The organism is Citrobacter sp. Igbk 14 (assembly GCF_028069825.1).
Classification (GTDB): Bacteria; Pseudomonadota; Gammaproteobacteria; order Enterobacterales; family Enterobacteriaceae; genus Citrobacter.
In genome coordinates, this window is record NZ_JANEWM010000031.1 from 47,901 (window position 1) to 53,900 (window position 6,000).

At 48.1% G+C, this 6,000-nt stretch carries 7 protein-coding genes; 3 read left to right on the forward strand and 4 right to left on the reverse strand.

Features of this window, described 5'->3' with window-relative positions; all coding sequences use genetic code 11:
- Nucleotides 1-203: 203 nt before the first annotated feature.
- Nucleotides 204-1,280: a GGDEF domain-containing protein gene (locus NNN64_RS13650; RefSeq protein ID WP_271441715.1), complete on the forward strand. Its 1,077-nt coding sequence runs from the start codon at nt 204-206 to the stop codon at nt 1,278-1,280.
- Between the two features lie 109 nt (nt 1,281-1,389).
- Entirely contained in the window at nt 1,390-2,178 is a 789-nt protein-coding gene (gene fhuF / locus NNN64_RS13655) for a siderophore-iron reductase FhuF (protein ID WP_271441716.1), read from the forward strand.
- Nucleotides 2,179-2,208: 30 nt separating this feature from the next.
- Here fhuF and NNN64_RS13660 read toward each other — a convergent pair whose 3' ends face one another.
- On the reverse strand, nt 2,209-3,552 hold the full coding sequence (locus NNN64_RS13660) for a PTS sugar transporter subunit IIC (RefSeq protein WP_271441717.1): 1,344 nt from the start codon (nt 3,550-3,552) through the stop codon (nt 2,209-2,211).
- Nucleotides 3,542-3,682, reverse strand: coding sequence for a hypothetical protein (locus NNN64_RS13665; RefSeq protein WP_271441718.1), 141 nt, complete (start codon nt 3,680-3,682; stop codon nt 3,542-3,544). Before NNN64_RS13665 ends, NNN64_RS13660 begins: the two co-directional genes overlap by 11 nt.
- A 235-nt stretch (nt 3,683-3,917) precedes the next feature.
- On the opposite strand from NNN64_RS13665, the gene NNN64_RS13670 reads away from it, so the two are divergent.
- The gene (locus NNN64_RS13670; protein ID WP_271441719.1) at nt 3,918-4,376 is read left to right on the forward strand and encodes a YbaK/EbsC family protein; all 459 of its coding nucleotides are present in this window, start codon (nt 3,918-3,920) and stop codon (nt 4,374-4,376) included.
- A 45-nt stretch (nt 4,377-4,421) separates the two neighbouring features.
- Here the strand turns inward: NNN64_RS13670 and bglJ are convergent, their stop codons facing one another.
- Both bglJ and NNN64_RS13680 read right to left on the reverse strand, forming a co-directional pair.
- Entirely contained in the window at nt 4,422-5,111 is a 690-nt protein-coding gene (bglJ, locus tag NNN64_RS13675; protein ID WP_271441720.1) for a DNA-binding transcriptional activator BglJ, read from the reverse strand.
- The gene (locus NNN64_RS13680) at nt 5,072-5,797 is read right to left on the reverse strand and encodes a helix-turn-helix transcriptional regulator (protein WP_271441721.1); all 726 of its coding nucleotides are present in this window, start codon (nt 5,795-5,797) and stop codon (nt 5,072-5,074) included. The genes bglJ and NNN64_RS13680 overlap by 40 nt, the downstream gene beginning before the upstream one ends.
- Nucleotides 5,798-6,000: the final 203 nt, after the last annotated feature.

Below are 6,000 nucleotides of genomic sequence, written 5' to 3' on the forward strand. Positions count from 1 at the left end.
TCTCATTTGTCAGCCAGGAAAGGCTATCAATTCTATGAGTTTTACTTAACGATTGATGACATAAATAGTTTAAGGTGATAAATTGCTCGCCGGTTAGCTTTTCATCAAAAAACAATAACGACCTGAACGAATGATTTTTCGCTCATCATTTTTTCCTTACAAACACACCTTCGTATATTGCAGATAAATAACAATATTTACCTATGACAGTACAATCCTGGCGAACTCTGCGCACTAAGAAATATCAACTTTCTTTACGTCTGTTTCTGCTTCTCAATGCAGTCTCCGCGCTGTTTACGCTTGTTTTCCCACTTTTTGCCGTCAAAGCCGTATCTGTCCCGGCGTTGCTCATCCTGGTCGCCAGTACATTGCTGTTGGCATGGCATGGCAAATATGCGAATAAAAGAATTAATCTTCCTTTTATTTCAATCATTTTCGGCTTGTTGTGGGCAGCCCATATTGTGTTGAAATTCACAAAACTGGGTAATAATGATTATTATTTTCTGTTAATTGCACTTCTCAGCGTGCTGTTTATTGGTTCTATCGCTTTTGCCAACAATATCATCGCCTTTACGCTACATTCGCTACCCTCAGTCATCGTCTGCTTATGGCTTAACGGTAGCGAGCATGGTCTGCGAATTTTCTATTTTATGGCGTTGCCTATGGCCGGGATTGCCATTCAACACGTGATCCAAAAGCGCTACGACGGCTTCGCCCAACAGCTGATGTACAAACTGCTGGAAGAGCGAGAAACCCTGAACGGCCTCAGTATGCTCGATCCGCTGACGGGGCTGTATAACCGTCGTGGGCTGCAACACCGACTCGATACGTTGCTAGCACTGAGCAACGCGAAGCATTACGTCTTATTGCTGGATATCGATCATTTCAAAGCCTATAACGACCATTACGGACATATGATGGGCGATCAGGCGTTAATTCGCGTTTCTGCCGCGATTCGTGATTCCGTACGCTCCCGGGATGTGGTCGCGCGTTTTGGTGGCGAAGAATTTATGGTGTTACTGACCGCCGTCGATCCACAGCAGGCGCAGGCCGCAGCTGAGCGTATCCGCCAGAAAGTATACGACCTTAAGATCCCTCATATGTTTAATGAGAGCGTAGCAACCAATGTGACGGTCAGCATCGGCATTGCGCCTTTAGTGGATCAGGATATTGACTCCGCGATTACCAGAGCAGACAAAGCGCTTTATGAGGCCAAGAATCTCGGTCGAAACAACACCCTGGTCAGCGATGAGCTGCGGATAAACTGCACCTCTTCCTGAGTTTATCCGTGCGGAACTGCCCGATATTGCGACAAAGATCTTGCCATCGTTTACCCTCAGCTATAGGATTGGCAATCATTATCATTTAGATTAACATCCTTATATCGCCATGGCTTACCGTTCCGCACCCATCGTTGAAGATGTCATCTGGCGCAGCCATCTCCCTTCAGAGATGCCCTCGCTGGCGGCTTCCGTGCGTGCGACCATAGCCCAAACTCGCGAACACTTGCTGGATTTTATTCGTCTTGACGAGACCCCACCGCAAGGTGCAATGACATTATATGAATGGACGCAACCGACAACGTTAAGTTCGCTTCTGGCCGTTTATTCAGACCACATCTACCGCAACCAGCCCACGTTAGTACGCGAAAATAAACCGCTGCTCTCCCTCTGGGCGCAATGGTATATCGGCCTGATGATGCCCCCGCTCATGGTGGCTCTGCTGACGCAAAAAGAAGCCATTGATGTCGCGCCGGAACATATGCACGTGGAGTTTCACGAAACCGGGCGTGCCGCATGTTTCTGGATAGATGTACATCAGGATCACCAGACCACTGCACTCTCACCGCAACAACGCATGGAAACGCTGATTTTGTCAGCCCTGACACCGGTGGTTCAGGCGCTGGAATCGACGGGTGAGATCAACGCGAAACTTATCTGGAGCAATACCGGGTATCTCATCCACTGGTATTTAACGGAAATGAAGTCGCTGTTAGGTGAAGAACTGCTGACAACATTGCGTCAAACCTGCTTCTTTGAGAAACAGCTCTCCTGTGGTCAGGATAATCCGTTGTGGCGTACCGTCGTTCCACGTGAGGGACTGTTAGTACGCAGAACCTGCTGTCAACGCTATCGCTTGCCCGATGTTCAGCAATGCGGTGACTGCACGTTAAAGTAAGCGAGGAGCCGCAGCCCCTCGCCTGCACGATTACGCTACCTGCTGACTTTCCTCTTCTATACGCTGGGCTTCTTCTTTTTCCTGCGCCAGCAGTTGCTTCTCATAGACCTTAAAGAAGGGGAAGTAGATGATGGCAGAAACCAGCGCCAACACGACCACCAGGATCGCCGCACGATAATCCCAGCCTAACGCCCATGCCGCCCCCACCGGGGCCGGTGCGGTCCAGGGAACTACAGAAATGACGCGACCAATCAAATCCAGCTTCATCGCTGCCCAGGCCAAGACAGCATTCACCATCGGCGCAAGCAGGAACGGAATAAAGAACACCGGATTCATCACTATCGGCGTACCGAAAATCACCGGTTCATTGATATTAAAAATACTTGGGACGACGCTGAGGCGTCCAATCGAGCGTAAATGGGCAGAACGACTGCGCAGATAGCAAATCACCAGCCCCATCGTCGCCCCCGATCCCCCCACCACGATGAAGAACGTCCAGAACGCTTCCATAAAGATATGCGGCAAAGGAGCCCCCTGCGCCAACGCCGATTGATTCATGCCGAGGTTGGTCAGCCAGAACATTTGCAGCATCCCGGACACAATCGCCGCCCCGTGAATCCCGGCAAACCACAGCAGGTGGCCTATCAATACCGCCAGCAGTATCGCCGGAAGAGAATCGGCAGCAGACACCAGCGGTTTAAAGATTGCCATAATGGCCTGAGGGATCAGCATATCAAACTGCGACTGGATCACCAGGCTCAGCGGGTACAGCGTCAATACCACAACCAACACTGGGATCAGGAGATCAAATGAGTTTTTGATCATCGGCGGCACTTGATCGGGTAAGCGGATCCCAATGTTGTGTGCCTTCAGGAACCGCATCATCTCAACGCAATAAATCGCCACGAGGATCGCGGTGAAAATCCCCGTCCCTCCCAGGCTATCAACCGGCATCGAACCTTTGGTTTTCGGTGCAGCAATCAGTAAAAACGCCATGATGGACAGCATCGCGCACATAAACGGATCCAGCTGATACGACTTCACATAGTGTTTACCCAGGTTGTAAGCAATGGCGGCACATATATAGACCGACATGATCCCCATCGTCATATCAAACGGCGTGAGTATCTGGCCTTCAAATTGTTTTGCCAGATCCAGCCATGCGCGGGCAAATCCCCAGGTGGTATCCGGCGAAAAAGGAGGATAGGCAAAAACCAGCAGAAAAGATCCTACAATCATAAACGGCATTGCCGAAATGAAACCATCACGTATTGCCATCACATGACGTTGTGAAGAAATGCGCCCGGCGACAGGGCTAACGTAGTTTTCAACAAAGCGGAAAATCACATTAAACACAGCATGGTTAGTAGACATAGCCGCTCTCCTGTTGTGCAAAACCCTGTAAATGTGCTGGTATCAACACCACCACGTAAGGCCCGTTACCACTTTTCGCAACCGTGCCGGGAGGAACGCCAGCGCTACCGCTATTAAAGTTAAGTTTCATAGATGGCTCTTATTATGTGATACAGAGGAAGTGACAGCTTCAGTATTAATCGCCATTTCAACATTCTGCAACCGGTTACTGTAACCGGTTTCTTTGATTGTGAAGGTGATCGAAAAACTGCCGATGTTGCTATGTTGTTACAATAAAATATTTACAGTAACGCTTCCCCTATGACAAATTACGCCAGGCGGTTTTCTGCTATACAGGGCTGCGGATAAGCGAGAGGGAGAAAAGAGTGAGTTTGCAATCAGTGCGGCAGTTTTTTGCGCAACATGCGCCAGATATTGAAATCATCGAATTAGATCAAAGCACCGCCACCGTCGATCTGGCCGCAAAAGCCCATAACGTCGAACCAGGGCAGATAGCAAAAACGCTGTCACTAAAGGTGAAAAACGACATTATCCTGGTCGTCGCCAGAGGAGATGCGCGCCTCGATAATAAAAAACTGAAAAATACGTTTGGTGCCAAAGCGCGCATGCTGAGTAGCGATGAAGTGGTCATCGCAACAGGTCATCCCGTGGGAGGCGTATGTCCTTTCGGCCTGGAGACACCAATATCGGTGTACTGTGATGTCTCGTTGAAACACTACACTGAAGTGCTCCCTGCGGCTGGAGCCACTCATAGCGCGGTTCGCATCACGCCAGAGAGGATAGCAGAACTGACTACGGCGACCTGGGTTGATGTGTGCCAGTGATCGATGTACCTTTCCATGCCAATAACTAAGCTGATACACCTTTTCTCAAGCGCGCCATAACGGGGCAGTACGACGAAAAGATGACGGTTCTGCAGAGCGTACATGCAACAGAATATCGGCAGCGTCCAGTAACCCGGCATCCGAACTCACACCCAGTTTGGACATCACATTAAATTTATGCGCGCGAATCGTTTTAATGTTTCGCTCAAGCTCAATCGCAATCTGCAGCATCGAATAGCCATTCGACATATAGCGCAGAATTTCGCGCTCGGTTGGGCTAAGCATACGACATTGATTGATATACCAGAGTTTTTTTGTATCCTCTGTTTCCCCTCTGACACACTCCAGCGCTGCAAATAATTCTTCCTGTAACACACTCAGCGTGGATGCTTTGCTAATCACGGCATCCAATGGTGACGGTGACAGCGAGCCAATTAACCGCGCCTCATCATCATCATCGGCAATGACTACTCGCTTGATGCGAGGGTGTTTCACAGCCAGTTCCGTCAGGTAAGCCAACCCGGTGCGACGATCGGTTCTTTTCGCGGAAAGTGAAAAAATAACCGCGGAAAATGACGTCTGTGACATCGCCTGGCTGAAGGCAGGCTGTCGTGAAAAGGGATGGAGTCGGTATTGGTTATTCGGTCTGGCATTAAATAAATTATAAATACCCACACTGCTCATTACACACTTTTCTACCAGTGCGACATTTCTTTTGATACTTCTGTCTTCCATTCCGTGGTCTCTCCATAAACTGAAGGTAGATTCAATTCTCGTGCTCCTTGAGAACTATTTATCCAGGCATACATCTCCGCATTGCTGTGTATTGACAGACGACGCATCGCACTATTTTTCTGGGCGCTGATGGTCTTATTACTTTTTTTAAGTAATGTGGCAATCTGATTAATCCCCCAGCCCTTTCCCAGAAGCCGTAGCACTTTCCGTTCAGATAGCGTCAGAATAATTGAATGTACGCTATGATCCTGTCTTTCTGGTGTTATTACCGGAGAGAGCAATACCGGGCTAATTCTGTCAGCATAAACATTCCCCGCATCAATAGCATTTACTAAACTGTCGATCGGTTCGGCATCGGATAAAAGCGTACTGATTGGACACATCAGCAACTCAACGGCCACAGGATAATAATTTCGAGAAACGAGAAAGACCCAGTGAATATCGCGGTATTGAGGTAACAAAGAATAATATTGTTCGCAGATCAAACGCGGATGACTACAGTCTCCGGTTAAATCAGCGATAACCAGATCTGAACGTCGCAGTTGCAGCAATGTCAGTTCTTCTACGGCGCGGCAGTAGGTCAGTTTGTAATCGGAGAAATGCGCTTGCATTACCCCTTTAAGCCCAGTTTGTATGATAGGTAATTTACTAATAATAATTGCGTTCTTGCAGCGTCCTGGCAACATAACTCCTCCATATTCACATGTCTTCAATCTTGCGCGCGCAAATATCACCTACAATCAAATAAAATAATCAATAAATAGACATGCGTTAAACAATAGACAGGATGAATTATTTATCCCTATTATAAATAGAGAATGGTGATGCTACATTCCCAATGGCATCACACTATAAATTTATCATGACATAATTACGCATAAGTACATTC